This is a genomic window from Actinomadura mexicana (assembly GCF_900188105.1).
Taxonomy (GTDB): Bacteria; Actinomycetota; Actinomycetes; order Streptosporangiales; family Streptosporangiaceae; genus Spirillospora; species Spirillospora mexicana.
Map to the genome: position 1 here is coordinate 774,007 of NZ_FZNP01000002.1, position 25,764 is coordinate 799,770.

A 25,764-nucleotide genomic window follows, 5' to 3' on the forward strand; every position below is an offset into this window, starting at 1 on the left:
CATGACAGTGGTGGCCGAGCCTGGGCAGTTCGCCCGCGACCTGCGGCGCTGGCGGGCGCGGCGCCGCTTCAGCCAGCTCGAACTGGCCATCAGGGCCGACACGACCCAGCGCCATCTGAGCTTTCTCGAACAGGGACGCTCCCGGCCGGGCCGCGCCATGGTGGTGCGGCTGGCCGAGTCCCTGGAACTGCCGCTGCGGGAGCGCAACGGGCTTCTGCTCTCCGCCGGGTACGCGCCGGTCTACGCCGAGTCGCGGCTGGACGCCCCCGAACTCGGGCCCGTGCGCGAGGCCCTCGACCGCATCCTCGACGGGCACATGCCCTACCCGGCGGTCGTCGTCCGGCCTTACGGCGAACTCGTCGCCGCCAACCCGGCGTTCGGCGTCCTCACCGGGGGCGCCGCCCCCGCCCTGCTGGAACCGCCGGTCAACGTGCTCCGCCTCGCCCTGCACCCGGACGGGATGGCCCGCCGCGTCGAGAACCTCGCCGAATGGGGCCGGCACATCACCGGAAGCCTGCGCGACAGGGCACGGCAGATCCCCGACCCGGGACTGGCGGAGTTCATCGACGAGCTGGACGGCTACCTGCCCCCGGTGGAGTCGCCGGGCGAGCACCTCGGCTTCGCCGTCCCGCTCCGGCTGCGGGTGCCGGAGGGCGAGCTGCGCCTGATCACCACGCTGACCTCGTTCGCGACCGCCGTGGACGTCACGCTCTCCGAGCTGCGCCTCGAAGCGTTCCTGCCCGCCGACGAGACCACGGCGACCCTCCTGCGGAGGCGGGGGTGACGTGTCAGGGGGGACGGCCGGTGCCGCGGGCGGGCAGGATGGCAGGGTGAACGAACTCGAAGAAGGCACCCTGCTCACCCTGGACTTCGACAAGCTGGCGGGCGTCGCGGCGACCGGGGCGCGGGTCGTCCCGGTGGTCCTGCAGGACGCGGGCAGCGGGGACGTCCTGTTCATCGGATACGCGAACGACCAGGCCCTCAAGGCCACGCTGGAGGAGCGGATCGCCGTCCTGTGGTCGACGTCCCGCAACGAGCTGTGGCGCAAGGGCGCGACCTCGGGGGACGTCCTCGAAGTGGTCGACGTCCGCGTCAACTGCGAGCAGAACTCCCTGCTCTACCTCGTCGACCGCACCACCGGCGGCGCCTGCCACACGAACCTCCCGTCCGGGGAGGCCCGCCCCACCTGCTACTACCGCTCCGTCACCGACGGAGGGACGCTGCGCCACCTCCTGCAGTGACCGGCCGGGCGGGCGGCCGGCCCCGGGCGGGAACGCCGGGGGCCGGACGGTCCGCGCCGCCGGTCAGGCGCGCTTCGGCGTGTAGTGCATGGCGGCGATGCCGCAGTCGAACAGGCGCGCCTCCACGAGGTCGAGCCGCTGGTAGTCGCCCTCCGGGAAGACCGGCATGCCCGAGCCGATCGCGGTCGGGTTGACGAACAGGTAGAGGTCGTCGAGCAGGCCCCGGGCGATCAGGTCCCGGACGAGCGTGCCGCCCCCGTAGGCGATCAGGTCGCCGCCGGGGCGGGCCTTCAGCCCGTTCACGATCTCGGTGAGGTCGCCCCCCGCGACCTCGGCGTTCTTCCAGGGCGACTCGGTGAGGCCGTTCGAGATGACGACCTTCGGCGTGTCGTTCATCTGGTCGACGGCCTCCTGGGTCTCACCCTCCGGCCCCGACTCCCAGGCCGGGATGAACCCCTCGGCGAGCCTGCGGCCCAGCACGATGCAGTCCACCGGCCGCATCAGCGCGTCGATGTACCGGCCGATGTCGTCGGTCCACGGGAACGTCATCCAGTCCATCTCGCCGTTCGGGCCGGCCATGTAGCCGTCCGCGCTGACCTGCACCTGAAGCTTAAACTTCCGCATGATCTCCCCTTCGGGCCACGGTCCATACGTTGTTTCCTGTGCGCAGAGCTTCGCGGACACCGTTTACGGAATGTTTACGGCGGTCCGGAGTGCCCGTGGCCGGCGTCGGCGGCCGGAGGGCCGGATGCGGTCACCGGGTGGAGCGACGTCCGGCCGCCTGCGACCTTGAGGACGGGCGCGCCCTGCTCGACGGACCGGGGCCGAGGGCCCGGGGGGCGAAGGATGCGGCGACCGTTCGCGGCGGCGATGGCGGGCTCCCTCCTGCTCGGCGGGTGCGCGGGCGGCGGCCCGAGGTCCATCCGCGGCGAGGAGACGCTGACCGCGGGCGTGCGGCCGGACCTGCCGGGCATCGGGTTCCGGCGCCCGGACGGCACGTTCGAGGGCCTCGACGTGGACGTGTCCCGCTACCTCGCCGCGCAGATGGGGAAGAAGGTCCGCTTCGTCCCGGCGCTGGCGCGGGACCGGGAACGTCTGCTCCGCGACGGGGACGTCGACATGGTCCTGACGTTCTGGCTGGAGCCCGAATGGAAGCAGCGGCTCGCGTTCGCGGGCCCCTACCTCCTGTCGTACCAGGACATCCTGGTCCGGGACGGCGAGCGCGGCGTGCGCGGCGTCCGCGATCTGAAGGGGCGCAGGATCTGCGCCGTCACCGGATCGGGCGCGGCCGAGGCGGTGACGGTCGAGCGGCAGGTGCCGGCCGTGCCGGTGGCGGCGCGGTCCTACGACGAGTGCATGGGCATGCTGGCGGACGGCCGCATCGACGCCATCACCACGAACGACACCATCCTGGCCGGGCTGAAGACACGGCGGGGCGCCGGCTTCCGGCTGCTGAACGCCCGGTTCGGCGAGCGGCGGACGGGCATCGCGATCCGGCGCGGCGATCCCGACGGCTGCGAGGCGCTCAACACGGCCATCACCCGCATGTACCAGGACGGGGCGATGGCGGCCTTCCTGCACAAGTGGTTCGGCTCGTCCGGTCTGGACCTGTCGGACGTGGAGGTACCGCAGTTCGAGGGCTGCCTCTGACCGCGGGTCACCGTCCGCTCTCGCCGCCGCCCAGGAGGGGGGCGTCGGTCCGGGAGCCGCCGCTCTGCAGGGCGTCGCCGGTGGACCCGTCGCCCTGGGAGCCGTTCTTCTTGTTCTTCTTGTTCTTCGAGTTGCCCGAGTTGCCCGAGTTGCCCGAGTTGCCCGAGTTGCTCGGGCTGGTCGGCCGGGTCGTGCCGTTGTTGCTCCCCGGGCCGCGCGGGGGTGTCGGCTTCGCCTTCGGACTCTTGGTCTTCTTCTGCTGGCCCGGCGCGGACGTCTTGCCGTGCTCGCCGGCAATCCTGCCCCGATCCTGGGACGGCTCGGGCGAGGACCCCGGCCCGGGCCGGTGCAGCGGGTGGGACCCGGAGCCGCCGCCCCGCTCGCGGGTCTTGCGCTCGTGGGGCGTCGACGAGGGCGCGGGCGCCGGGTCCTGGCCGGGGAGGTTCCCGGTCGCGAAGGCCACGCCGCCGGACAGCAGGACCGAGCCGCCCACCACCGCGATGATCTTGGCGGTCAGGAACCCGCGCAGGGCCGCGGCCCGGGAGCGGCGGGCCGGTCGGGGCGCGGCCAGGAAGGCGGCGACGGCGGCGTCCTCGCCCGCGAGCTCGCGGGGGCTGCCGGGCGCGGAGGCCGCCGCGAGCAGTCCGCGCAGCCCGGGGTGGCCGCCGGCGCCGTCGAGCAGCCGCTCGGCGGCGCGCGGGTCCAGCCGTCCGGGCTCGGTGTCGTTGCTCATATCACCCCTTCAGCGCCGCTGCCGCCGCTTCTGTCACCGCGCACGAGGGGGCGGGTGTCCGCCGCGCCGTCGGCGGCGTCCGCGCGGGACGCCGGCAGCCGCTCGGCGAGGCGCCGCAGCCCCCGGTAGGCGGCGGTCCGCACGGCGCCCGCGCGCTTGCCGAGCACCGTGCCGGCCGACTTGGCGTCCAAGCCCACGACGACGCGCAGCAGCACCGCCTCGGCCTGGTCCCGGGGCAGGCCGGCGATCAGCCGGAGCGCCTGCTCGGTGGCGATGCCGTCGATGGCGTCCAGCTCGGTGTCGGCTTCGGCGGCCATCGCGACCAGCTCCTCGACCGGCAGGTCGGAGCCGGGGCGGCGGGACTTGCGGCGCAGGTGGTCCAGCGCCCGGTGCCGGGTGATCGTCGCGGTCCAGCCGCGGAAGCCGTCGAGGTCGCCGCGGAACGTCGAGAGGTCCCGGGCGATCTGCAGCCACGCCTCCGACGTCACATCCTCCGCGTCCGCGCCGACGATGGCCCCGGCGAAACGGATCAGGCGGGGCTGGACATCGCGGTAGAGCATGCGGAAGGACTCCTCGTCGCCGTCCTGCGCCGCCCGCAGCGCCCGGCCGAGCTCGTCCTCGTCCACCGCGCCATTGTGCAGGCATTCCCGTTGTGGTGTGACACGGACGCGCGGGTTCGCGCTGACGGAGTGAACCCCGCCCGGCCGCCCGGCCGCCCTTCGCACGAGATGACGGACGCAGATGATCGGCAACGCCTCGCACGACCGGGACGAGCTCCTTGTCAACGGCATGGCGCCGGTCGCTTCTCTCCCGGCCGGGCCTCTCGCCGAACCCCTCCCGCCGGAAGGGGCGGCGGCGACCCCCGTCTTCGTGGACGCGACCGGCTGGCGCGCCCGGATCGGACGCCGGCTGGGCCTGCTCGTCGGCGCGCTGCTCCTGGTGTTCCTGGGCGCGCTCGGCCTCGGCATGACCACGGGCGCCGACGTCCCGCTGACGCCGTGGAGCGAGCCGTCCGTCCAGCCGCGGGCGAAGGTGGCCCGTCCGAGCGTCCCGGCGGGAGAGGCGGGTGAGCGGGCCCCGGCCGCGCGTCCCCGGCCCACCGGGCCGGCCGCCCGGTCGCCGCGCGCGTCGGCGTCACCCGCTGCACCCGTGGCGCCCGCGGCCCCGGCGCCCGCGGCCCCGGCGCCCGGGGCGTCGGCGGCCCCGCCGGCGGCGACGGCGACGGGCACCGCCACGAGCGCCCCGGGCAGGTCGCAGGCGACGCCTCCCGCCTGGGGACGCAAGAAGAAGAGCCGCTGAGCATGCGGCGCGGTGCGCCGCGGGGCCACTGGATCCTGCTGTCGCTCGGCGGCCTGGTGCTGGCCGTGCTCCTGCTGATGGACGGCTTCGCGGGCGGGGCCGTCGGCGAGGCCCCGCGGGCCGATCCGGGGCATTCCGGGCCGGCGCCGTCCCGGGTGACCGCGGGCGGTCCCGTCGTCCACCTCGCGGGCGGGGTCCCGAAGAGCCGCCGCATGCCCGCGAAGACGATCGCGCTGACGTTCGACGACGGCCCCGACCCCGAGTGGACGCCCCGGATCCTGGACGTCCTGCGCCGCCACGGCGCCCGCGCCACGTTCTTCACCGTCGGCTCGCACGTGGCCCGCGAGCCGGCGCTCACCCGCCGCATCCTGCGCGAGGGCCACGAGATCGGCTCGCACACCTACACGCACGCCGACCTCGCCGCCGCGCCGCGCTGGCGGGCGCGCCTGGAGATGGACCTCACCCAACGCGCGCTGGCGGGCGCGGCGGGCGTCCACACCAGGCTGATGCGGATGCCGTACTCCTCCCGTCCGGACGGCCTGACCGCGCCTGAGTGGCGCGCGGCCGAACGGGCGGGAGGGGACGGCTACGTCGTCGTCCTCACCGACCGCGACACCGAGGACTGGGCGCGTCCCGGCACGGAGAGGATCGTCGAGCGGGCGCTGGCGGCGGGGGCCCGCGGCGAGGGCGCGGTCGTGATGCTGCACGACTCGGGCGGCGACCGGTCCGAGACGGTCGCGGCGGTCGGGCGGATCCTCGACCGGCTCCAGCCGCGGGGCTACCGCTTCACCACGCTCGCGCAGGCGCTGGGCATGCCGCCCGCCGAGGTCGCGGTGCCCGCGCGCGAGCGGGCCGTCGGCTGGACGCTGGTGGCCGCCCAGCGCGCCGCGGCCGGGCTCACCGGCGCCATGGGCGCGGTGTTCGGCGTCGCGGGCCTGCTCTGCGTGCTCCGCCTCGTGGCGCTGCTGGTGTTCGCGCACGTCCACATGCGCCGGGTGCGAAGGCCCGAGGGCCGCCGGCGCCGCGCGACCGGGCCGCCGCCCCCCGGCGGGCTGCCACCGGACCCGTTCCCGCCCGTCTCCGTGATCGTCCCCGCCTACGACGAGGAGGCCGGCATCGCGGCGACGGTCACCACGCTGCTCGGCACCGACTACCCGGACACCGTCGAGGTGATCGTGGTGGACGACGGGTCCACCGACGGCACGGCCGCGATCGTCGAGTCCCTGGGCCTGCCCGGGCTCCGGCTCCTGCGCAAGCCGAACGGAGGGAAGCCGAGCGCGCTCAACGCGGGCATGGCCGCGGCGCGGTCCGAGATCCTCGTGCTCGTGGACGGCGACACCGTCTTCCAGCGCGACACCCTCCGGCACCTGCTGGCCCCCTTCGCGGACCCGGAGGTGGGCGCGGTCAGCGGCAACACCAAGGTCGCCAACCGGGGCGGCCTCCTCGGCCGCTGGCAGCACATCGAGTACGTCATCGGCTTCAACCTCGACCGGCGGATGTTCGACCTCCTGCGGTGCATGCCGACCGTGCCGGGCGCGATCGGGGCGTTCCGGCGGTCCGTCCTGGCCGAGGTGGGCGGCGTCCCGGGCGACACCCTCGCCGAGGACACCGACCTCACCATGGCGATCTGCCGCACCGGGCGGCGCGTCGTCTACGAGGAGAATGCCCTGGCCTGGACGGAGGCGCCGTCGTCGCTGCGGCAGCTGTGGAGGCAGCGGTACCGCTGGTGCTACGGGACGATGCAGGCGATGTGGAAGCACCGGCGCTCGGTCGTCGAGCGCGGCGGCTCGGGGCGGTTCGGGCGCCGCTGCCTGCCCTACCTGACGGTGTTCCAGGTGCTGCTCCCCCTGCTGGCCCCGGCGATCGACCTGTTCGCGGTGTTCGGCCTGGTCTTCCTGGACCCGCTGGTGCCCGTCGCCTCGTGGACGATCTTCGTCGCCGCGCAGGCCGCCGCCGGCGCCTACGCCCTGTGGCTGGACGGCGAGTCCGTCCGCCCGCTGTGGGCGCTGCCGCTCCAGCAGTTCGTCTACCGGCAGCTCATGTACCTGGTCGTCGTGCAGTCCGTGGTGACCGCGCTGCTGGGGGCCCGGCTGGGCTGGCACACCATTCGGCGGACGGGGACCTTCGCCGATTTCGGAAGCCGGGAACAATCCCCGGGGCCCATCGGTTACAGATGACAGCCGGTGTGCCTGGTGTCCCCGGGCCTCACCTTTCGCCTTCACGGAATACCGTTCGGCTGGAGCCGTGTTGTGCCTTTCGCCGAGAGGCGACCCACACACCGGTGCTGGACCAGGGCCCCGCCGGGTCGCACGACTCGGCGGGGCCCTGGTCGTCTCTGCGGCAGACTGGCGTCATGAGTCTCGCCGCGCACCTGGAGGAACTCGGCCGCCCGCTGGTGGACGAACAGCTCCGGCACCCCACCGTCAAGGGCATCGCCCAAGGCGACCTCGACGAGGCCGTGTTCCGCTCCTGGCTGGAGCAGGACTACCTCTTCCTGCACGACTACGTGCGGGTCTTCTCCCGCCTCGCGTGGCAGGCTCCCGACGCCCACCTGGGCGACCTGGTGGACCTGGCCCACGCCACCTTCCACGACGAGCTCGACCTGCACCGCTCCCTCTCCACGAGCTTCTCCGCCGACCTCGACGGCGCCCGGAAGGGGCCCGCGTGCGCCGCCTACACGTCCTTCCTGCTGGACAGTGCCGCCGTTTACGGCGACGGCCTCGCGGCCCTGTACCCCTGCATGTGGGGCTACTCCACGCTCGGGCGGATCCTCGCCGAGAACCCGCCGTCCGAGCCCCGCTACCGCCGCTGGGTCGACACCTACGCCGACCCCGGCTTCGCGGACCTCGCCGCCCGCATCGCCCAGATGATCGACGAGGCGGACCCCGACCCCGCCACCGCGGAACGCCTCTTCGTGCAGGGCATGCGGCACGAGGTGGCCTTCTGGTCCGTGGAGTCTTGAGCGGTCACGCGCGAGCGAGCGGGGGGTAGTCGACGTAGCCCTCGGCGTGGCCGCCGTAGACGAGGTCCTGTACGGCGCCGGCCAGCGGTGCCGACGTCGCGAACCGCGCGGGAAGGTCGGGGTTGGAGATGAAGAGGCGGCCGTAGGAGAAGACGTCGGCCAGGCCCGCGGCGACGACCGCCTCACCGGCGCGCTGGGACGTCGGCTCGGGGCCGTTGAAGTTCCCGATCAGCGTGCCCGACCAGCGGGGGCGCAGGTCGGCGAGCGCCCCGTACGCGCCGCGCTCGATGACGTGCAGGTAGGCCAGGCCGAGCGGGTCGAGGGTGTCGACGAGGGCACGGTAGGTGCCCCTGGGGTCCTCCTCGGCGATCTCGTTCTCCGGGTTGCCGGGGGAGACGCGCAGCCCGACGCGCTCCGGTCCGACCGCGTCCGCCACGGCCCGCACGACGTCGAGGGCGAAGCGCAGCCGGCCCTCGCGGGAGCCGCCGAACCGGTCGGTGCGCCGGTTGGTGTTCTCGGCCAGGAACTGCTGGACCAGGTACCCGTTCGCGCCGTGCACCTCGACGCCGTCGAACCCGGCCCGGACGGCGTTGCGCGCTTCGGCCGCGAACGCGGCGGTCGTCTCCTCGATCTCGGCGGTCGTCATGGCGCGCGGCGTGACGTGGGGGACGTTCCCCTCGCTGGTGTGGATGCCCTCCGACCGGATGCGCACCGCCGAGGGAGCGACGGGCGTCGCGCCGCCCGGCAGGATGAGCGGATGCGACATCCGGCCCACGTGCCAGAGCTGGGCGAAGATCGTCCCGCCCGCCTCGTGCACGGCGTCCGTCACCTCCCGCCACCCGGCGATCTGCTCATCCGTCACCAGCCCGGGGATGCCGGGGCCGCCCTTGCCGAGCGGGTGCGGCCAGATCCCCTCGGTGACGATGAGGCCCGCCCCCGCGCGCTGCGCGTAGTACTCCCCGGTCAGCGGGTGGGGGACGCCGGTCACGTCGTCGGCCCGGCCCCGCGTCATCGGGGCCATCGCGATCCGGTTGCGCAGCCTGAGGTGCGGGCCTTCGTACGGGGCGAGCAGGGGGCTGGTCATCGTCCTCTCCCTCCGGGCGGGCGCGAGGCAATTTTTATGTACATGCATGAGTTGTATGTACATGCACATGTTTCCACCGCAGGTAAACTGGCGTCAAGAGGAAGCGGGGTGCGCGATGGGCGCTGACACCAAGGCCGCGGCGGACGGGGCGCTCTGGGACGGCATCGTCATGCTGCACGGACGGGTCGAGCACCGGCTCGCCAAGGCACTGCAGCGCCGCCACGGGATCGGCCTGTCGGAGTACCGCGCGCTGGGCCACCTCGCCCGCGCCGAGGACGGCGAGCTGCGCATGCAGGAGCTCGCCGACCTGATCGGCCTCAACCAGAGCTCGGTGAGCCGCCTGGTCGCCCGGCTGGAGTCCGCCGGCCTCACCCGCCGCGCCATGTGCCCCAAGGACCGCCGCGGCGTCTACACCGTCATCACCGACGAGGGCCGCGCCGTCCAGGACAAGGCCGCCCCCACCTACACCGAAACCCTCACCCAGTCCCTGGACGAGGCCACCACCGACCCGACCCTCACCACAGTCCTAGCCACTCTCCGCCCCTGACGAGGCGCGGTGCCCCGGCTACCCGGCCGAGGGGCCCGGCGCCGGGGGCACTCACGTCGGCCGGTGCACCAGCCACGCAGCGACCTCCGATGCCGCGATTGCGTGCGAAGCCCGTTTCGAGCCCGCGAGAAACTGATCGCGCAGCGAGCCCCTGGGCGAGCCGAAGCGATGCAGCAATCGCACGCGGTTCGTGCTGAGCCGGGCCCCCGGGGCCCGGCTCAGCACGAACCGCAATCAAGCAGAGAACCGCCTCAAGCGCAGGCTGTTGGTCACCACGAAGACCGAGGAGAAGGCCATGGCCCCTCCGGCGATCATGGGGGTGAGCAGGCCCGACGCGGCGAGGGGCAGGGCGGCCACGTTGTAGGCGAAGGCCCAGAACAGGTTGCCCTTGATGGTGCCCAGGGTGCGGCGCGACAGCCGGATGGCGTCGGCCGCGGCGCGCAGGTCGCCGCGCACCAGGGTCAGGTCGGACGCCTCGATCGCCACGTCCGTGCCGGTGCCCATCGCCAGGCCGAGGTCGGCCTGGGCCAGCGCGGCGGCGTCGTTGATCCCGTCGCCGACCATGGCGACCGTCCGGCCCTCCGACTGGAGGCGCTTGACGACGTCCACCTTGTCCTGCGGCAGGACGTCGGCGATGACCTCCTCGATCCCCACCTCGCCGGCGACCGTGCGGGCCACCGTCTCGTTGTCGCCGGTCAGCAGGACCGGCCGCAGCCCGAGCGCGCGCAGCCGCTCGATCGCCTCCCGCGAGGTCGGCTTCACCTGGTCCGCGACGGTGATCACCGCGCGGGCCTCGCCGTCCCAGCCGACCGCGACCGCGGTGTGGCCGAGCGCCCGGGCCTTCTCCATGGCGCGTTCGAGGTCGGGCGTGAGGTGCTGCGACCACTCGGCGAGCAGCCGCGGGCGGCCCGCCAGGACGCCGTGGCCGTCCACCATCCCCTGGACGCCGAGGCCCTCGACGTTGGCGAAGTCCTCGACCGTGCCGAGGTCGCCGACCCGCTCGACGGCGCCCTTGGCGATGGCCTGGGCGATGGGGTGCTCGGACGCGTTCTCCAGCGCGCCCGCCAGCCGCAGCACCTCCTCCTCCGCGACGCCGTCGGCGGTGATGACGTCGACCAGGGCCATCCTGCCGGTGGTGACGGTGCCGGTCTTGTCCAGGACGACGGTGTCGATCGCGCGGGTGGACTCCAGCACCTCCGGGCCCTTGATCAGGATCCCGAGCTGCGCGCCGCGCCCCGTCCCGACCATCAGCGCGGTCGGGGTGGCGAGGCCGAGGGCGCACGGGCAGGCGATGATCAGCACGGCGACCGCGGCGGTGAAGGCGCCGGCGAGCGGCTCGCCGGTGCCGATCCAGAAGCCGAGCGTGCCGAGCGCCAGCGCGATCACGACCGGGACGAAGACGCCCGAGATCCGGTCGGCGAGCCGCTGCACCTGCGCCTTGCCGGTCTGCGCGTCCTCCACGAGCCGCGCCATCTGCGCGAGCTGGGTCTCGGAGCCGACCCGGGTGGCGCGCACCAGCAGCCGCCCGCCCGCGTTCACGGTCGCGCCGACCACGGTGTCGCCCGGCCCGACCTCGACCGGGACGGACTCGCCGGTCAGCATGGACGCGTCCACGGCGGACGAGCCCTCCTCGACCGTCCCGTCCGTTGCGATCTTCTCGCCGGGACGGACGACGAACACGTCCCCCGCGGCGAGCCGGTCGACCGGGATCCGCTCCTCGCGCCCGTCCCGGACGACCGAGACCTCCTTGGCGCCGAGCTCCAGCAGGGCCCGCAGCGCGGCGCCCGCGCGGCGCTTGGAGCGCGTCTCGAAGTACCGCCCGGCGAGGATGAACATGATCACCCCGGAGGCGGCCTCCAGGTAGATGTTCATCGACCCGTCCGAGCGGGTCATGGAGAACTCGAACCCGTGCTTGATGCCCAGCTCGCCCGCGGTGCCGAAGAACAGCGCCCACAGCGACCACGCGAACGCGGCCAGCGTGCCGAGGGAGATCAGCGTGTCCATGGTCGCCGTGCCGTGCCGCAGGTTGACCGCCGCGGCCCGGTGGAACGGCCAGCCCGCGTACACCACGACGGGGGCGGCGAGCGTGAGCGACAGCCACTGCCACGCCTCGAACTGGATCGCCGGGACCATCGCCATCGCTATCACCGGGATCGACAGCACCACCGCGGTGATCAGCCGCTGCCGCAGCGGGCGCAGCTCGTCGGCGGGCTCCGGGGCCCCCTCCTCGGCGGCCCGCGGCGGGGCGGGGAGGGCGGCGGAGTAGCCCGCCTTCTCGACCGTGGCGATCAGCTCGTCGGGCGACACCCCCGACCCGAACTCCACCCTTGCCTTCTCGGTCGCGTAGTTGACCGTGGCGGTCACGCCGTCCATCTTGTTGAGCTTCCGCTCGATGCGGTTGGCGCACGACGCGCACGTCATACCGCCGATCGCCAGCTCGATACGCCCGGACACAGCGTCCGTGCTCATCGCGTCCTCCTCTGCTTCGATCGTGCGGAACGTCAGTGGGTGTGGGGCTGGTCGTCGTGCCCCTGCGCGGGCTTGTCGCCCTGCTCCTGGGCGGGGACCTGCCCGGCGTGCACCGTGAACTCGGCCGTGCGGACCTCGCCGTCGTGCTTGAAGTCCAGGTACAGGCGGTACGCGCCGGAACTGGGCGCCTCGGCGAAGAACGTGATGCCGGGACCGGGCTCGGTCTCGCCGTCGCCGGGCTCCCCGTCCGGGTGGACGTGGAGGTAGGCCAGGTCGCCCTGCCGCAGAGCGACGAGGTGCCCGTAGGCCTCCAGGTACGGCTCCAGGTCGGCGACCGGCTTGCCGTCCTTGCTCACGGTGAGGGTCAGCTCGGTGGACCTGCCGGGAGTGAGGCCCCCGGTGAGCCGCACCTCGTAGCCGTCCACCTTCGCGACCTGCCCGGGTTCGGGCAGCGGCACCGGCCGCAGGTCGCCGGGGACGAACACGTCCGTGCCGAGCGTGAGCTGCCGCTTCGCGCCGTCCGGCTGGATGTCGGTGAAGAACCGGTACACGCCGGGCTTGGCCAGCTTGATCGGGACGGTCCAGACGCCGCCCCCGGTCTCGGTCGGGTGCAGGTGCTGGAAGCCGGACAGGTCGCGCCGCGCCACGATCAGGTGCAGGCGCTTGCCGTGCAGCGGCTTGAACCCGGTGACCGGCCTGCCGTCCGGCCCGTTGATCGTGAACCGGAAGTCCGTCTTCTCGCCGCGGCTGAGGACGGTCCGCTGCGGGGCCAGCGTGAAGCCGTCCTCCGACACCTGGAGGCCGCCCGGCGCGTGGGACGCCGTGCCTTCGTGGCCTCCGGCGCCGTGGCCGCCGCCGTTCTCATGGGACGCCATCTCCGCCGTGCCGCCGACGGGACCGACGATCTTGCCGACGCCCGCGGCGCCGCCGAAGACGACCGCCAGTCCCACGGCGTAGGCCCCCAGCCTGGTCGCGCTGTTCATGCCGATTCACTCCGCTCGGTGTTCCGAGGGACGCACCCCGCCCGGGCGGGCGAGGCGCGGTCCGCTCACGAGGTCAGCTGGTATCCGGCCTCCTCGACGGCGGCCTTGACCCGGGCGTCGTCGAGGAGGGTCTCGCTCGTAACGGTGACCCTGCCGGTCGGGAGGTCGACGTCCACGCCGGTCACGCCGGCGATCTGCTCGACCTCCTCGGTCACCGAGCTCACGCAGTGGCCGCAGGTCATCCCGCTGACGGTGTAGGTGGCGGTGCTCATCGGCGTCTCCTTCGCTATTACCCCTAGGGGGTATCTCGTCGGCCTCATGCTGCCATAGCCGGACACCGGTGACAACCCCTAGGGGGTATGGGTGATTCCGAGATCCGGGTCACACCGGTTCCCATGGTTTTCCACAGGCGTCCACAGGGCTGTGGACAGACGTCCCGACGGCGCGGCCCGTCGCGGATACTGAAGCCATGCCTGAGCTACCTGAGGTGGAGGCGCTGGCGGGGTTCCTGCGGGAGCGCGCGGTCGGCCATGCCGTCGCCCGCGTCGATGTTCTCGCCATCTCCGCCCTGAAGACCTACGACCCGCCGGTGACCGCGCTCGGCGGGCTGACCGTCACCGGCGCGGCCCGGCACGGCAAGTTCCTCGACCTGGACGTCGACGGGCTGCACCTCGTCATCCACCTCGCCCGCGCCGGCTGGCTGCGCTGGCGCGACGAGATCCCGGCGCGGCCCGTCCGGCCCGGGGGGAAGAACCCGCTCGCCCTGCGCGTGCACCTGGACGACGGGTCGGGCTTCGACCTCACCGAGGCCGGCACCAAGAAGGGCCTCGCCGTCTACGTCGTCCGCGACCCGGACGACGTGCCCGGCGTGGCGTCCCTCGGCCCCGACCCGCTGGACGAGTCGTTCACCACCGCGGCCCTGGCCGGGATCGTCAACGGCAAGCGCAGCCAGATCAAGGGCCTGCTGCGCGACCAGAAGGTGATCGCCGGAATCGGCAACGCCTACTCCGACGAGGTGCTGCACGTCGCCAGGATGTCCCCGTTCAAGATCGCTTCCACGCTGACCGAGGAGGACGTCGCCGTCCTGCACGAGGCGATCGTCGCCACGCTGCGGGACGCGGTGGAGCGCTCGCGCGGCCTCGAGGCGCAGGACCTCAAGGGCGAGAAGAAGACCGGCCTGCGGGTGCACGGGCGCGCCGGCGCGAAATGCCCGGTGTGCGGGGACACGGTCCGCGAGGTGTCGTTCGCCGACTCCGCGCTCCAGTACTGCCCCACCTGCCAGACGGGCGGCAAGCCGCTCGCCGACCGCCGCATGTCCCGCCTCCTCAAGTAGCGCCGGGCGAAACCGGCCGCGGGCCGGTCCGCCCAGGTGCCGTGAGACGGGTCAGGCCCCGGCGGGGCCGGGGCCTGACATTCGGGTTCTGGACGGAGCCGGAACGGGGATGGCTCGTCCGGATGGACGGGTCGGGGTCAGCGGACCTTCGGGACGTTCCCGAAGACCGGGCCGATCTGGCTCCAGCGGTGCAGCTGGCAGCCGTCGTCGCGGGTGAACGTGGTGTCGATCCGCTTGCCCTGCCAGGTGCCCTTGACCGTGGCGATCTCCGGACCGCCGTAGATCTCGGTGCACATCTGGTCCTTGGGAACGGGTGTGAAGGGTTCCTTGACCTTGGTGAGCGCCGCGCAGGCGCCCGCCGCCTCGGGATGGTCGCCGCCGGGCGGGTCGCAGGTCAGCCGCCAGGTCTTGGCGGGCGCCTCCTTGGAGGCCTTGACCTGCACGGTGAGCGTGTCCGCCGGTGCGCCGGACGGCTGCACGGAGGTCGTGCCCGAAGGCGCCTCGGCGGAGTTTCCGTTTGCCTGTTCGTCGCCGCAGGCGGCCGTGGACAGGAGCAAGGCCAGCCCGGGCGCTGCGAAAAGGAGCGTCCGATACCGCATGCGTGATTCGACGCAGGGGGGCTTCGCGCGGTTCCATGGGGGGTGTGATGAATTTCGGGGAAGACGTACCGGCGGTGGTCGCCGCGGACGTTCCGCAGGACGGCTACCTGCTGGACGTCCGGGAGCAGGACGAGTGGGACGCGGGTCACGCGCCCGCGGCGGTCCACATCCCCATGCACCATCTGCGGGACCGCGCCGGCGAGATCCCCCGCGACCGGGAGGTCTACGTGATCTGCCGGTCCGGGTCACGGTCCGCGCAGGTCACGTCCGCGCTGAACCAGGCGGGATGGCTGGCGAGGAACGTCGGCGACGGCATGCACGGGTGGGCCGAGGCCGGGCGCCCGATGGAGGGTGCGGGGAACGGCCCGCCCTACGTCGCGTGATCTGACGAATGTCGTGTGATCTGACCCCCATGCCCCCTTCTGGGGCGTGACGGGCGGTTGTACGATCGGGCCTGACCGAATACCCGCGGGAGCTCGGGCCACAGCCGGGCTGAGAGGGCGGCCTCCAAGGCGTCGCCGACCGCATGAACCTGTCCGGGTAATGCCGGCGTAGGGAGTGTGTCCCGTGACGTCCGATGTCGAAAAGCGCCCCCAGGGCGATCGCGCCCGCGACGAGGTCCCGTTCACCCTCGACGAGCCGGCCCCCAAGGTCCTCGGATTCTGGGACCAGAGCGCCTTCTGGGGGAACCTCGGCGTCAGCCTCCTGGCCTTCTCCGGTGCCTACACCGTCCTCGCGCCGGACGCCGACGGCCGGCCGACGATCTCGATCATGGCGGGCATCGTCGCGATGGCCGTCGGGACGGTCCTCGGCGGGCTGATGCTCGGCCTCGCCGCCGTGCCCGGCGCGCGCACCGGGCAGCCCGCGATGGTGCTGCTGCGCGGCCTGTTCGGCGCGAAGCTGTCGTACGCGCCGACCGTCCTCAACATCGCCCAGCTCGTCGGGTGGGGGACGTTCGAGCTGATCGTCATCGCCGACGCCGCCCGCGAGCTGTGGGACGGCGTCCCGCGCTGGGGCTATGTGGTCGCCGCCGGCGCGGTCACGACCGTGCTGACGGTCTGGCCGCTCGGCTCGGTGCGGTTGCTGCGCCGCTACGTGACCGTCGCGGTGGCGATCGCGCTCGTGTACTTCTACGTCCGGCTCGTCCGGGAGCCGCTGCCCGACCTGACGCAGGGCTCGTGGGGCGGGTTCTGGCTCGGCGCGGACGCCGCGCTTGCCGTGTCGATCTCCTGGGTCCCGGTCGCCGCCGACTACACCCGGCACGCGCGCACCGAGCGCGGGGCGTTCGGCGCCGCGGCCGTCGGCTACTCCGTCACGCAGATCGTCGCCTACGTCCTCGGGCTGCTCGCGCTGGCGCTGGTCGCGGGCGATTCGGGCAGGATCTTCGACCCGTTCCTCGGCGCCTCGCTGGGCGTGGTCTTCTTCGCGGTGTTCGTGCTGCGGGAGGCCGACCAGTCGTTCGCCGACACCTACTCCACCGCGGTGTCGATCCAGAACCTGTTCCCCCGGGCCGACCGCCGGGTGCTGAGCGTCGGGCTCGGCATCGGCATCACCGTGCTCGCGCTGGTCCTGGACATCGGCGACTACGCGGGATTCCTGTCACTGATCGGATCGGTGTTCGTGCCGATGCTCGGCGTCCTCGCCGCCGACTTCTTCCTCGGCCGCCGCCGGGCGGGCGGCTGGGACGTCTCGCGGACCGCGCCGTCCCGCTGGGGCATGATCGCGGCATGGGCGATCGGGTTCGTCGTCTACCAGCTCGTCAACCCGGGCACGGTCGCCCGCTGGACCGCGTTCTGGTCGGACGTCCGGGACGCGCTGCACTTCACGCCTCAGGCGTGGATGAGCGCCTCGCTGCTGTCGTTCCTGGTCGCAGGGGTCGCGGCCCTGCTCATCGGCAGGCTTACCAGACGGTAAGGTTTGGGTCGAAAGCAAGTTTCGGCGCAAGTTGCCCGGCGGCAGGCCGGAGTGCGGTGGCACGATGACAGACGTGTATCAGCACGTGCACGATCCGATCGCGCGGGCCGTCATCGAGAGCGCCGCCGACGCGATCGTAGCCGTGGACCAGCGGCACCGGGTCACCGTGTGGAACCCGGCGGCCGAGCGCATGTTCGGCTGGAGCGCCGAGGAGGTGCTCGGCCGGGTCCCGCCCATCGTCCCCGGCGAGCTGAAGGCCGAGCACAACGCCGTCCAGGAACGGCTCGTCACCCGGCGCGGGGGCGAGGGCGAGGGCGACGGCGGGCAGATCTCGATCGCCACCCGCCGCTTCCACCGCGACGGCCGGCTCATCGACGTGCGCATCGACACGAGCCTGCTGAAGGATCCGAGCGGCAGGCTGCTCGGCTGGGTCGGGGTGTACCACCCGGTCGAGGACGACGAGATCGTCCAACACCGCATGACCGAGCGGGCCCGGCTCGTCCGGCGGCTGAACGACATCGTCGCCGACCTCGGCGCCGAGCTCGACCTCGCCGTCGTGCTCGACCGGATCACCGCCGCGCTCATCGAGCTGACCGGCGCCGACGCCGGCGGATTCGTCAAGATCGAGGGCGAGCGGCTGCGGCTGGTCAGCATGTCCGGGCTGCCGGAGCGGATGCGCGGCCGCCGCGCCGAGCTGCGGCCCAGCCTCGTCGGGGAGCTGCTGCGGTCGGGCAAGACCGTCAAGCTCGCGACGGGCGAGCGGCGCCTCGGCGACCTGATCTGGTCGGAGCTGCCCGGCCTGCACACGATCGCCCTCGGCCTGTCGTACCTGCAGAACCGGCCGTACGGGGCGCTGTACGCGCTGTTCTCCGGACGCAAGGTCGGGCACACCGAGCTCGAACTGCTGGAGCTGCTCGCCGGGCACGCCGGGGTCGCGGTCGGCAACGCCGTCGCCTACGCGGAGGTCGTCCGGCAGCGGGCGCACGAGCGCGCCGTCATCGACTCCAGCGCCGACGGCATCGCGGTGCTGGACCACGACCTCGTCGTCCGGCACTGGAACAACGCCGCGCACACCCTCACCGGCATCCCGCCGGAGGACGCGATCGGGCGTCCGCTGCCGTTCGACATGCCCGCGCTCGGCGAGATGCTCACGTTCCGCCTGGAGTCGGGCACGTGGCTGAACGTGCTGGCCGCCGAGATCGAGGAGACCGGCGAGCTGGTCGTCGACTTCCGCGACGTCTCGGAGGCCAAGGCGCTGGAGGAGGCCAAGGACCTGTTCCTCGCCACGACCAGCCACGAGCTGCGGACCCCGATCACGGTCGTGCAGGGGTTCGCCTCGACGCTGGTCAACCGGTGGGACGAGCTGACCGACGCCGACCGGCGCGCCGCCGTCGCCACCATCGCCGAGCGCGCCCAGTCGCTCGGGCGGCTCGTCGAGCACCTGCTGCTCGGCTCCCGCGCCGGGGCCGACGAGCTGGCCGTGACGATCGAGCCGTTCGACCTCGCCCGCGTCCTGGAGGGCGTGGTCGCCGGGTTCCGCTCGCTGTCGCCGCTGCACCGGGTGGAGCTGGAGATCGATCCCGGACTGCCGCTGTGCAGCGGGGACGCGATGGCCACCGACATCGTCCTCGGGCAGCTGCTGGAGAACGCGTTCAAGTACTCCCCGGACGGCGGGACCGTGCGGGTGCGGGCCCGGCGCGAGGGCCCCGGCATCGTCGTCACCGTCTCCGACGAGGGCATCGGCATCCCGATCGGCGACCATGAGCGGATCTTCGAGCGGTTCGTCCAGGGGGACGCGGGGGACCGCCGCCGGTTCGGCGGCATCGGGCTCGGCCTGTACATCGTCAGACGGCTCACGGAGGCGCAGGGCGGCACGATCTCCGCGCTTCCCGCAGGGCGTGAGACATCTCACATGGAAGCTACCCAAAATACCAAAAATGGGAGCATTGGCACTGAAACCCCCGATGAGAAGCAGACCGCTCGACTACTCTCCGTCACCGACAGGCGTGGACCCGCAGGTGGCGCACGGGCGGGCGAGGGGACGTGCATGCGCCTGGTGTTGCGTTCGGCGCGCTGAGCGGACGGTTACTTACCGTGCGGACAGTCCGTCCCGGGCGGTCCGGTGAGACGGGCGTGACCAGCGCTTTCGGTGGTCCCGCGAGGTGGCAGGCTGGGAACGGTGCGAAGAAGTGCGGTGTCGGCGGGGTGTGATGGACGAAACGCGTGTGCGAGGAGTAAATCCGCCGTTGGCTGGATAGATCCTTGGTTGGTTGCCGTTGGTGACGAGATTCCGATCCCGGGGGTGGTCACCGTGACCGGACGGCAGATGACTCGTTGTGCAGGTGGTGAACTGATCCGTTCGGGTTTCCCGTCATGGCCATCAGGGCATTTCGGACGTACCGGAAGGGTGATGACGGGACTCGTCCGAGTGAGCGGAGCATCGGGGAGGTGAGGGCGTCGAGCGTCGTACTGCTGCCACACGCACCGTCCAGCGTCGCGGTCGCCCGCAGGCGCCTCAGCTCGGAGCTGACCGACTCGGGCGTCTACGACTCGGTCGTGGACGACGCCAGCGTGATCGTCAGCGAACTGCTCAGCAATGCCCTGCGGCACGCGCGGCCGCTGCCGTCCGGCCAGGTGAAGGTCTGCTGGCTGTGCCGCGGTGACCTCCTCGAACTGGAGGTCAGTGACGGCGGCGCCATGACCGAGCCGCGCCGGGGCCCGGGCACGCTGTCCTCGCTCGGCGGGCGGGGGCTCGGCATCGTCGAGGCCCTGTCCGAGGGCTGGGGAGTGCGCCACGAAGACGGCGCCACGACGGTCTGGGCCATCCTGCGGACGCCAAGGTCGCCCGGCGACGACCGGATGGCGGCTCCTGCCGGCGCCAACACCGTCGTCCCGGATCTGTCCGCATTTCCGGACCTGCTCGACGAGCCGGACGAAGACCTCTGCAACGGAACCAGGAGTGAAGTGGCTCCGAGTCGGGCATATCCGGCATAGAGCGACCCTGCCTGGAAGGAACCCCGCCCGACCTTGTATGGTCCTCTCCAACGCTCGGGCGATGTCGTGCCCCCGTCGACATCGCGAGCGTTGATGGTTCTTCCCGGCGCCGCGCGCTTCCGAGCCCCCGGCGCCGGGAAGAACACAAAACCCCTCGACGCCGGTGCCCCCGGGTGAGACTCAGATCTCCTCGCGCAGGATCGGGCACGACATGCAGCGGGGACCGCCCCGCCCCGTCCCGAGCTCGCTCCCGCTGATCCGGATGACCTCGATCCCGGACGCCTCCAGCTGCGCGTTGGTCTCGATGTTGCGTTCGTAGGCGACGCACAGGCGCGGGGCCACGGCGAGGGTGTTGTTCCCGTCGTCCCACTGCTCGCGCTCGGCGGTGACCGGATCGAGCCCGGTGTCGATCACCTTGAGGCGGTCCAGGCCCATCGCGTCGGCGGCGGCCCGAAGGTACGGGCGCGGCTCGTCGACGCGCAGGTGGCCGTCGTCCAGCGTCACCGTGTAGGCGGTCAGCGAGTGCGCCACCGGCGGATACATCACGACGGTGTCGACGTCCACCATCGTGCAGACGGTGTCGAGGTGCATGGTGGCGCGCTCCTGCGCGATCGGCACGGCCAGCACCGTATGGGCCAACCCGGCCCCGACCACCTGGCGGGCCAGGCGCTCGACACCCGCCGGCGTCGTCCGCTCCCCGGTGCCGACGGCGATCACGCCCGGGCGCAGGAGCAGGACGTCGCCGCCCTCCAGATGCTCCAGCGACGGCGTGTAGACCGGCTCCACCCCGGCGAACCGCGGATGGTGCGCGTAGACCAGCCCGGTGAGGGCCGACTCGCGCCGCCGCGCCTCCATCGCGAGGCTCGTCACCGCGACGCGGTCGCCGATCCAGGTGCTGTTGTCACGGGTGAACAGCAGGCCCGGCAGCGGGTCGACGATGAAGTCCCGCTCGTCCATCAGCCGGTAGACGAGGCCGTGCCCGGCCTTCAGCTCCTCGTGCGCGAGCCCGGCGATCAGCGTGTGCGCGAGGTTCTCCGGATCGAGCCCGCGCAGGTGGTCCCCGACGACGCGGCGGAGCTGGTCCCCGAGGCGCAGGTCGACGATGGCGTCGGCGATCGCCTGCTCGCGCGCGGCCTCGTACTCCAGGGCGTCCTGCAGCAGCTCGGTCACGTACAGGACCTCGACGCCGCGCGACCGCAGCGCCTCGGCGAACGCGTCGTGCTCCTCCTGCGCCCGGCCCGCCCACGGGATCGCGTCGAACAGGAGCTTGTCGCTGTTGCGCGGGGTCAGCCGCTTGAGCTCCGCGCCGGGACGGTGCAGCAGCACCGTCCGCAGCCGTCCGACCTCGCTGGTGACCCGGTGCTCGTGCGCTGTCTTCGCTGCCGTCACCCTCCGCAGTCTAGGCGGCGGACGATATGCCACTATTCGAGGGTGATCGGCAGGAACGCGGGGCTGCCCCTCCACCTCACGTCGGCGACGATGCTGCGCGTGTCCGCCGAGGGGGTCGCGACCGCGCTGGTCCTGACCGTCCAGGCGCGGACGGGCCACGCCGCCACCGCCGGGTACCTGCAGACCGCGATGACGCTGCCGTACGTGCTGAGCGGGCCCGTGATCGGGAACGCGCTGGACCGGGTGGCGCGCCCCCGCCGCGGCGCCCTCGCCCTCGCCGCCTGCTACGTCGCCGCGACCGGGCTGCTGCTGGTCCTCGCGGGACGCTCGCCGCTCGCCCTGGCGCTGGTCGTCGCCGCCGTGATCGGCTGCACCGAGCCCATCGTCGTCGCGCTGACCAGCCTGCTGCCCCGGTTCGTCCCGGCCGACCGGCTCTCGCGCGCCTACGGCCTGGAGGCCTCCAGCTACAACCTCGCCGGGATCGCCGGCCCGGGCCTGGCCGCCGGCCTGGCCGCCGCGGTCGGCGGCCAGTACGCCGGAACCGCCGTGGTCGCGGTCGGCGTCCTCGGCCTCCTGACCCTCCCCTTCCTGCCCTTCCCCGGCCCGTCCGCGAGCGCGGACGGCGCCGCGCCGGGTCCGGCGCCGGTGGAGGCCGCGGCCGGCACGGGCGAGGTCGGCGGGCGGGCGGCGGCCGTCGAGACCGGGACGGGCGCCGCGGCGCGACCGTCGCCGGCCGGGGCGGTCTCGGTGATCACTGGCGGGCTGGTGGTGCTGGCCCAGGGCCGGGTGCTGCGGGCCCTGACCGTCGCGACGACGCTCGCGTGGATGGGCTTCGGCGGCGTCGCCGTCACGGCCGTGCTGCTCGCCGAGCACATCGGCGCGCCGCCCAGCGCGGGCGGACGGCTCCTCGTGGCCATGGCGGTCGGCTCGCTGATCGGCTCCCTGGCGTCCAGCCGGTGGCTGACGCCCAAGCACGCCGAACCCGTCATGATCGCCGGACTGGTCGCGTTCGGGGCGTCGCTCGCCGCCCTCGCCGTCGCGCCGTCCGTGCCGTGGGCGACGGCGGCGTTCGTCGCCTCGGGGATCGCGGAGGGACCCGTGTTCGCGGCCACGCTCATGCTGCGCCAGCGCGAGTCGCCCCCCGACCGGCTCGGGCAGGTCAACACCACCGGCGGCAGCCTCAAGATCGGAGCCTCCGCGGTCGGCGCCGCGCTGACCGCCGCGTCCGCCGACGCGATCGGCCCGGTCGGCCTGGTCCTCGCGATCGCCGGATTCCAGTTCGCGGGCGCCCTGCTCGGCTACCTCCTGCTCCGCGCACCGGCAGGCGAGACCCGCGTCGGCACCGTCGAGGACGGTTCCTGAACCGGAGGGACCCGTACACGGCCGCACGGGCAAGAGGGGGTGAAACGTCCACGACCGGAAGGTCCGCGCATGCCGACAACGAGCCGCTCCTCGCCCCCGCGGCCCGAGCCCGCCGCCGATGACGACCCCACCGACGCGTCCCTGATCGCCGCGTCCCGGTCCGAGCCCGAGAGGTTCGCGGCCCTGTTCCGCCGGCACGCCCCGGAGATCATGCGGTACGCGGCGCGGCGCCTGGGCCGGGACGCCGCCGAGGACGTCGTCGCCGAGACCTTCCTCATCGCCTTCGACCGCCGCCGCCGCTACGACGCGGCCCGTCCCGACGCGCGGCCGTGGCTCTACGGGATCGCGACCAACCTGATCCGCCGCCACCGCCGTGCCGAGGTGCGGGCCCTGCGCGCGCTCGCGCGCGGCGGACTCGACCCGGTCACCGAGCCCTTCACGGACGCGGTCGAGAACCGCGTCCAGGCGGGCGCCCGGTCGCGGGCCCTCGCGGCGGCCATCGCCGGGCTGCCCGCGGCGCAGCGCGAAGTGCTGCTGCTGGTGACGTGGGCGGGGCTGACCTACGACGAGGTCGCCGAAGCCCTCGCCGTCCCCGCCGGGACGGTCCGGTCCCGCATGAACAGGATCCGCCGCAAGCTGCGCGAGGCCCTCACCGAGGAGAACCACGATGGATGAGCTCAAGCTGGTGGAGCGGCTGCGCTCCGAGGTCCCCCTGGACATCGACGTGACCGGTGCGGAGAACCGCTGGCGGCGGCGGGCGTACGGCGGACCCGTCCGGCGGCGGCGCCCGCTGCTGCTGTCCGGCGTCGCCGCCGCGGCCTGCGCGGGCGTGGTGGCCACGGTCCTCGTCGGTCACCAGGAACCCGGGCGGAGGGCCGACGTCGCCGCCGTCCTCGACCGGGCCGCCGACCATGCGGCGGGCGACCCGGTGCCCCGCGCCGACCAGGTCGTCTACCAGGAGAGCGTGACGCGGCGGCGGGTCGGCGGCGCGGGCCGCTGGTACGAGGTCCGCACCCGGACCTGGGAGCCCGCCGGCGGTGCGGGGAGCGGCCTCGTCATCGAGAAGAACTCGATCCGGCCGCGTCCGGGCGAGGAGCTCCCGCCGGACGGCGAGAGCGTGGTCGGCCCCTGCCCGGCGTCGCCGCCGATCGAGCGCCCCTACCTCGGAGCCCTGCCCACCGACACCGGCGCCCTGCTCGACCTCCTGGCGGACCAGGGTGAGGGCGACCGGGGCGACCGGCAGTGGGCGGCCGCATCCGACCTGATCGACCGGCCCGCGCCGCCCCGGGTGCGCGCGGCGCTGTACCGCGCGATCGCCGAGATCCCCGGGGTCCGGCTGCGGGACGACGGCGTCGACGCCGCGGGACGCCACGGGGTCGCGGTCACCCGCACCCAGGACGGCGTCCGCGACGAGCTCGTCTTCGACCGCGCGAGCCACCGCTTCCTCGGCACCCGCGACGTCATCGCGGGCAAGGGCAACCCGTTCGGTCCGCCGGGCACCACGACCCAGTCCAGCGCCCTTCTGGACACCGCGATCGTCGACCGTGCCCCGATCCCCGGCCCTGATGCGACCCCGTCCGGCTGCTGAACCCCGACACCCGGTGACCGGCCTTGCCCGGAGGGCAGGGCCGGTCACCGTGAGCGGCGGAAAACCTGTCGACTTCCGCAGGGGGCGACCGTAGTGTCCGGGACATGTTCTTCGCAGCCGGCACCCGGACGCTCGCAGGCATCGCCCTGCTGAGCGCGGTGCCGGCTGCCTTCTCGGCAGCGGCGGCGGAAGCGGCCGTCTTCGACGGCCTGCGACGCTGACCCCTCTCCGTCCCTCCGGAGAACCAGCGGAGGGGGATGGCCGAAGACTGGCGCCCGAGTGCGCGCAGTGGCTCTCACCGGATCCACCAGTGAGGACGAGACCATGGCCAAGCAGCTCTACGAGCGCGACAAGCCGCATCTCAACATCGGCACGATGGGGCACGTCGACCACGGCAAGACGACGCTGACCGCGGCGATCACCAAGGTGCTCGCCGACCGCGGGCTGGCGTCCCCGGTGCCGTTCGAGCGCATCGACCGCGCGCCCGAGGAGCGCGACCGAGGCATCACGATCAACGTCGCGCACGTCGAGTACGCGACCGCGACCCGGCACTACGCCCACGTCGACATGCCCGGCCACGCCGACTACGTGAAGAACATGATCTCCGGTGCCGCCCAGGTGGACGGGGCCGTGCTGGTCGTGTCCGCCCAGGACGGCGCCATGCCGCAGACCCGCGAGCACGTCGTGCTCGCGCGGCAGGTCGGCGTCGGGCACATCGTGGTGGCGCTGAACAAGGCCGACATGGTCGAGGACACCGAGCTCCTCGACCTCGTCGAGCTGGAGGTCAGGGAGCTGCTCACCGAGTACGGGTTCCCCGGCGAGGAGGTCCCGATCGTGCGCGTGTCCGGCCTCCGGGCGCTGGAGGGCGACCCGTACTGGACGGCCCGGATCGTCGACCTGCTCGACGCGATCGACGCCTACGTGCCCGTGCCGCGCAGGGTGCTCGACAAGCCGTTCCTGATGCCGGTCGAGAGCGTCCTCACGATCACCGGGCGCGGCACCGTCGTGACCGGCGTCGTGGCGCAGGGCGCGATACGGCTCGGGGACGCCGTGGAGGTCGTCGGGCTCGGCGCGACGTTCGGCTCCGTCGCGACGGGGCTGGAGACGTTCGGGCGGACGATGGACCACGCCGAGGCGGGCGACGACACCGCCATGCTGCTGCGCGGCGTCAAGCGGGACCAGGTGCGGCGCGGCCAGGTGGTCGGCGCGCCGGGCGCGATCCGGCCGCACTCGCGGTTCCGGGCGAAGGTCCGGGTGCTGACCGCCGACGAGGGCGGGCGGAGCCGGCCCTTCCTGCACGGCTACCGGCCGCAGTTCCACTTCCGCACCACGGACGTGGTCGGCGGCGTCGACCTCGGCGAGGGCGGCATGGCGCTGCCCGGCGGCTCGGTCGAGATGACCGTCGACCTGGGCAGGCCGGTCGCGATGACCGAGGGGCTCGGCTTCGCCGTCCGCGAGGGCGGCCGGACGGTCGGCGCGGGCACCGTCACCGCGCTGCTCGACTAGCGGGAGAGGGGCCCCGGCACTCGCCGGGGCCCCTTAACCTTGATCAGGTAGACCTCCCGCCTCCGGTGACCGAGTGGTCGTGAACGGCTGGCGGATGCGATCTTGATGTGG

The 25,764-nt window shown here is 73.3% G+C and carries 25 protein-coding genes and 1 riboswitch; of the genes, 16 read left to right on the plus strand and 9 right to left on the minus strand.

Annotated elements, in window-relative coordinates; all coding sequences use genetic code 11:
* The first annotated feature begins 1 nt into the window (after position 1).
* Positions 2-784, plus strand: coding sequence for a helix-turn-helix domain-containing protein (locus CHC11_RS07975; RefSeq protein WP_089310907.1), 783 nt, complete (start codon positions 2-4; stop codon positions 782-784).
* 46 nt (positions 785-830) lie between these two features.
* Entirely contained in the window at positions 831-1,241 is a 411-nt protein-coding gene (locus CHC11_RS07980) for a phosphoribosyl-AMP cyclohydrolase (RefSeq protein ID WP_089310908.1), read from the plus strand.
* Positions 1,242-1,304: 63 nt separating this feature from the next.
* On the opposite strand, the gene CHC11_RS07985 is transcribed toward CHC11_RS07980, so the two are convergent.
* Positions 1,305-1,865 (minus strand): dihydrofolate reductase family protein, encoded by a 561-nt coding sequence (locus CHC11_RS07985; protein ID WP_089310909.1) that lies wholly within the window; start codon positions 1,863-1,865, stop codon positions 1,305-1,307.
* Positions 1,866-2,087: 222 nt separating this feature from the next.
* Between CHC11_RS07985 and CHC11_RS07990 the strand changes: the two genes are divergently transcribed.
* Positions 2,088-2,891 carry a transporter substrate-binding domain-containing protein gene (locus CHC11_RS07990; protein ID WP_089310910.1) on the plus strand — a complete coding sequence of 268 codons (804 nt, stop codon included), beginning with the start codon at positions 2,088-2,090 and terminating at the stop codon, positions 2,889-2,891.
* A gap of 7 nt (positions 2,892-2,898) precedes the next feature.
* Here CHC11_RS07990 and CHC11_RS07995 read toward each other — a convergent pair whose 3' ends face one another.
* Both CHC11_RS07995 and CHC11_RS08000 read right to left on the minus strand, forming a co-directional pair.
* Positions 2,899-3,624, minus strand: a complete 726-nt coding sequence (locus CHC11_RS07995; RefSeq protein ID WP_089310911.1) for a hypothetical protein — start codon at positions 3,622-3,624, stop codon at positions 2,899-2,901.
* Positions 3,621-4,250, minus strand: coding sequence for an RNA polymerase sigma factor (locus CHC11_RS08000; protein ID WP_245918883.1), 630 nt, complete (start codon positions 4,248-4,250; stop codon positions 3,621-3,623). The genes CHC11_RS07995 and CHC11_RS08000 overlap by 4 nt, the downstream gene beginning before the upstream one ends.
* Positions 4,251-4,365: 115 nt before the next feature.
* Here CHC11_RS08000 and CHC11_RS41150 point away from each other — a divergent pair, with 115 nt between their 5' ends.
* The 3 genes from CHC11_RS41150 (at position 4,366) to CHC11_RS08015 (ending at position 7,885) form a co-directional block, all read left to right on the plus strand.
* A complete protein-coding gene (locus tag CHC11_RS41150; RefSeq protein ID WP_179278683.1) occupies positions 4,366-4,923 on the plus strand; it encodes a hypothetical protein in 558 nt (185 codons plus the stop codon).
* 2 nt (positions 4,924-4,925) lie between these two features.
* Entirely contained in the window at positions 4,926-7,100 is a 2,175-nt protein-coding gene (locus CHC11_RS08010; protein WP_089310914.1) for a bifunctional polysaccharide deacetylase/glycosyltransferase family 2 protein, read from the plus strand.
* Positions 7,101-7,276: 176 nt separating this feature from the next.
* Entirely contained in the window at positions 7,277-7,885 is a 609-nt protein-coding gene (locus tag CHC11_RS08015) for a TenA family protein (protein ID WP_089311102.1), read from the plus strand.
* 4 nt (positions 7,886-7,889) lie between these two features.
* Here CHC11_RS08015 and CHC11_RS08020 read toward each other — a convergent pair whose 3' ends face one another.
* Positions 7,890-8,969: an alkene reductase gene (locus CHC11_RS08020; RefSeq protein ID WP_089310915.1), complete on the minus strand. Its 1,080-nt coding sequence runs from the start codon at positions 8,967-8,969 to the stop codon at positions 7,890-7,892.
* 115 nt (positions 8,970-9,084) lie between these two features.
* Between CHC11_RS08020 and CHC11_RS08025 the strand changes: the two genes are divergently transcribed.
* A complete protein-coding gene (locus CHC11_RS08025) occupies positions 9,085-9,516 on the plus strand; it encodes a MarR family winged helix-turn-helix transcriptional regulator (protein WP_089310916.1) in 432 nt (143 codons plus the stop codon).
* 234 nt (positions 9,517-9,750) lie between these two features.
* Here the strand turns inward: CHC11_RS08025 and CHC11_RS08030 are convergent, their stop codons facing one another.
* The 3 genes from CHC11_RS08030 to CHC11_RS08040 all read right to left on the minus strand — a co-directional run bounded on the left by CHC11_RS08030 (position 9,751) and on the right by CHC11_RS08040 (position 13,240).
* Complete coding sequence (locus tag CHC11_RS08030; protein ID WP_089310917.1) at positions 9,751-11,985, minus strand: heavy metal translocating P-type ATPase; 2,235 nt, start codon at positions 11,983-11,985, stop codon at positions 9,751-9,753.
* Between the two features lie 32 nt (positions 11,986-12,017).
* Positions 12,018-12,968 (minus strand): hypothetical protein, encoded by a 951-nt coding sequence (locus tag CHC11_RS08035; RefSeq protein ID WP_089310918.1) that lies wholly within the window; start codon positions 12,966-12,968, stop codon positions 12,018-12,020.
* A 65-nt stretch (positions 12,969-13,033) separates the two neighbouring features.
* On the minus strand, positions 13,034-13,240 hold the full coding sequence (locus CHC11_RS08040; protein ID WP_089310919.1) for a heavy-metal-associated domain-containing protein: 207 nt from the start codon (positions 13,238-13,240) through the stop codon (positions 13,034-13,036).
* A gap of 197 nt (positions 13,241-13,437) precedes the next feature.
* Between CHC11_RS08040 and CHC11_RS08045 the strand changes: the two genes are divergently transcribed.
* A complete protein-coding gene (locus tag CHC11_RS08045) occupies positions 13,438-14,301 on the plus strand; it encodes an Fpg/Nei family DNA glycosylase (protein WP_089310920.1) in 864 nt (287 codons plus the stop codon).
* A gap of 137 nt (positions 14,302-14,438) precedes the next feature.
* Here CHC11_RS08045 and CHC11_RS08050 read toward each other — a convergent pair whose 3' ends face one another.
* Positions 14,439-14,900 (minus strand): SSI family serine proteinase inhibitor, encoded by a 462-nt coding sequence (locus tag CHC11_RS08050; protein ID WP_089310921.1) that lies wholly within the window; start codon positions 14,898-14,900, stop codon positions 14,439-14,441.
* 47 nt (positions 14,901-14,947) lie between these two features.
* Between CHC11_RS08050 and CHC11_RS08055 the strand changes: the two genes are divergently transcribed.
* From CHC11_RS08055 to CHC11_RS08070, 4 genes are all read left to right on the plus strand, one after another.
* Positions 14,948-15,283 carry a rhodanese-like domain-containing protein gene (locus CHC11_RS08055; RefSeq protein ID WP_089310922.1) on the plus strand — a complete coding sequence of 112 codons (336 nt, stop codon included), beginning with the start codon at positions 14,948-14,950 and terminating at the stop codon, positions 15,281-15,283.
* Between the two features lie 75 nt (positions 15,284-15,358).
* A riboswitch (TPP riboswitch) is annotated at positions 15,359-15,475 on the plus strand.
* On the plus strand, positions 15,468-16,814 hold the full coding sequence (locus CHC11_RS08060) for a purine-cytosine permease family protein (RefSeq protein ID WP_089310923.1): 1,347 nt from the start codon (positions 15,468-15,470) through the stop codon (positions 16,812-16,814). It overlaps the preceding riboswitch by 8 nt.
* Before the next feature lie 64 nt (positions 16,815-16,878).
* Positions 16,879-18,891, plus strand: coding sequence for a sensor histidine kinase (locus CHC11_RS08065; RefSeq protein ID WP_245918885.1), 2,013 nt, complete (start codon positions 16,879-16,881; stop codon positions 18,889-18,891).
* A 371-nt stretch (positions 18,892-19,262) separates the two neighbouring features.
* Positions 19,263-19,808 carry an ATP-binding protein gene (locus CHC11_RS08070; protein ID WP_245918888.1) on the plus strand — a complete coding sequence of 182 codons (546 nt, stop codon included), beginning with the start codon at positions 19,263-19,265 and terminating at the stop codon, positions 19,806-19,808.
* Positions 19,809-19,988: 180 nt separating this feature from the next.
* On the opposite strand, the gene CHC11_RS08075 is transcribed toward CHC11_RS08070, so the two are convergent.
* On the minus strand, positions 19,989-21,197 hold the full coding sequence (locus CHC11_RS08075; protein ID WP_089310924.1) for an arginine deiminase: 1,209 nt from the start codon (positions 21,195-21,197) through the stop codon (positions 19,989-19,991).
* 42 nt (positions 21,198-21,239) lie between these two features.
* Here CHC11_RS08075 and CHC11_RS08080 point away from each other — a divergent pair, with 42 nt between their 5' ends.
* From CHC11_RS08080 to tuf, 4 genes are all read left to right on the plus strand, one after another.
* Complete coding sequence (locus tag CHC11_RS08080; protein WP_089310925.1) at positions 21,240-22,559, plus strand: MFS transporter; 1,320 nt, start codon at positions 21,240-21,242, stop codon at positions 22,557-22,559.
* Positions 22,560-22,628: 69 nt separating this feature from the next.
* Complete coding sequence (locus CHC11_RS08085; RefSeq protein ID WP_089310926.1) at positions 22,629-23,234, plus strand: RNA polymerase sigma factor; 606 nt, start codon at positions 22,629-22,631, stop codon at positions 23,232-23,234.
* Positions 23,227-24,147 (plus strand): CU044_5270 family protein, encoded by a 921-nt coding sequence (locus tag CHC11_RS08090; RefSeq protein ID WP_089310927.1) that lies wholly within the window; start codon positions 23,227-23,229, stop codon positions 24,145-24,147. The genes CHC11_RS08085 and CHC11_RS08090 overlap by 8 nt, the downstream gene beginning before the upstream one ends.
* Positions 24,148-24,471: 324 nt before the next feature.
* Complete coding sequence (gene tuf, locus CHC11_RS08095) at positions 24,472-25,653, plus strand: elongation factor Tu (RefSeq protein WP_089311104.1); 1,182 nt, start codon at positions 24,472-24,474, stop codon at positions 25,651-25,653.
* Positions 25,654-25,764: the final 111 nt, after the last annotated feature.